Raw genomic sequence first — 2,163 nt, 5'->3', positions numbered from 1 at the left:
GGTGAAGGCCAGGATTGCCGACACGTTGAAGAAAAGAGGCCGCGAGGACCTGGCTTTCGATGTCGCTTCGAATCCCGAGTTCCTCAAGGAGGGGTCCGCGGTCGCCGATTGCATGAAGCCGGACCGCATCATCGTCGGCACCGACAGCGAGGACACCGAGGCTGTGATGCGCGAACTCTACGCGCCGTTCAACCGCAACCACGAGAAGATGATCGTGATGGACGTGCGAAGCGCCGAATTCACCAAATATGCCGCCAACTGCATGCTGGCGACCAAGATCAGCTTCATGAACGAGATGGCCAATTTGGCCGAACAACTCGGCGCCGACATCGAGGAGGTCCGCAAGGGCATCGGCAGCGATCCCCGCATCGGCTACCATTTCATCTATCCGGGTCTGGGTTATGGCGGTTCGTGCTTCCCCAAGGACGTGCGGGCGCTGATCAAGACCGCCGAAGGCGTCAAATTTGACGCCAAGCTGCTGCGTGCCGTCGAGGAGCGCAACAACGCACAGAAATCGGTTCTCTTCGACAAGGTGGACCGCTATTTCAAGGGCAACCTCAAAGGCAAGACCTTTGCGCTCTGGGGCCTGGCCTTCAAGCCCAACACCGACGACATGCGTGAGGCGCCGGCGCGCGTCCTGATGGAAGCGCTCTGGAAGGCCGGCGCCAATGTGCAGGCCTATGATCCCGAGGCGATGCAGGAATGCCAGGCCATCTACGGGCTGCGCGACGACCTGCTTCTGTGCGGCACCAAGGAGGCGGCGCTGCGCGGTGCCGATGCGCTGCTGATCGCCACGGAATGGAAGAGCTTTCGCGCGCCGTCTTTCGACGCTGTGAAGGATGCGCTGATTACGCCGGTCATCTTCGACGGCCGCAACCTCTATGACCCCAAGGTCATCGCCCGCCACGGCATCGAATATCACTCGATCGGCAGAATGGCGGCATGAGACCAGGCCCTGGCAGACGGATGCAAGACCGGTCCGCACATGGCCTGCGGGCGCTGGGACTGAGCGCGTATTTCTGTGTGGAGTTGTAGCCGATGGTGCTGGACGTAAAGCCGGAGCAAATCACCAAGGATCATTTCGATCTCGTAGCGATCGGTTCCGGCTTCGGTTCGGCCTTCTTCCTGCACGAGTTCGCCAAGCGCCGAAAGGCACGCATTCTGGTGCTGGAGTGGGGGCGCCACAACACCCATGAATGGCAGCTCGAGCAGAACGTCAACACCGACATCGAAGACGAGACGACCTACAAGACCAATTCCAACAAGCCGTGGAACTACACGATCGGACTGGGGGGCGGAACGAACTGCTGGTTCGCGCAGACGCCAAGATTCCATCCCAATGATTTCCGGCTGAAAAGCACCTACGGCATCGGCAATGACTGGCCGATCAGCTATGACGACGTCGAGCCGTTCTATTGCGACGCGGAAGACATCATGTCGATCTCCGGCGATCCCGACATGGCGGCGATGCTGCCCCGCTCGAAGCCGTTTCCGCAACCGCCGCATCGCATGTCGACACCGGACAGGATGATGAAGGCGGCGCAGCCCGGCCAGCACTTTGTCATGCCAACCGCGCGGGCGCGGCTGCCGACATCACAACGCACCTCGTGCTGTGCCAATCTGCGTTGCTGGCTGTGCCCGGTCGACGCCAAATTCACCGTCAACAACGGGTTGATGCACGTCTTCGAGCATCCCGACGTTTCGGTCTGCCTCGGTGCGGAAGTCCGCCGGCTCGATCACGTCGGCGGCGCTGTCCGTTCGGTCACGTTCCGCCATGACGGCAAGGAATACCAGGTCAGGGGCGATCTCTTCATTCTCGGCGCCAATGCCATCCAGAGCGCGGCGATCATGCTGCGATCCGGCCTGGGCGGCGAATTCGTCGGCAGCGGCCTGCATGAATCCTACGGCTGGAATTTCGAGGTCTATCTGGACGGCGTCGACAATTTCGATGGCAGCACCATCACCACCGGCCTGAATTTCGGCCTCTATGATGGTCCTCACCGATCGGAGCATGCGGCGGCACTGGTCTATTTCGAGAACCGCTGGCAGCACGGACTGCGTGCCGAAAAAGGGCGGCTACGCCAGGCGCTGCCGCTTGTCGTGGTCACCGAGGACTTGCTAGATCCCGAGAACTTCGTCACGCTTGACGCGGATGAGAATGCC

At 61.1% G+C, this 2,163-nt stretch carries 2 protein-coding genes; both read left to right on the top strand.

Annotated elements, in window-relative coordinates; all coding sequences use genetic code 11:
• Positions 1–946: UDP-glucose/GDP-mannose dehydrogenase family protein (locus EOD15_RS33145; protein ID WP_148129783.1), on the top strand; the 946-nt coding region annotated here is incomplete at its 5' end.
• A gap of 92 nt (positions 947–1,038) precedes the next feature.
• Positions 1,039–2,163: GMC family oxidoreductase (locus EOD15_RS33140; RefSeq protein WP_148129782.1), on the top strand; the 1,125-nt coding region annotated here is incomplete at its 3' end.

This window comes from Mesorhizobium sp. M7A.T.Ca.US.000.02.2.1, assembly GCF_003996995.1.
Taxonomy (GTDB): Bacteria; Pseudomonadota; Alphaproteobacteria; order Rhizobiales; family Rhizobiaceae; genus Mesorhizobium.
This window is presented reverse-complemented; position numbering and strand designations above follow the sequence as displayed.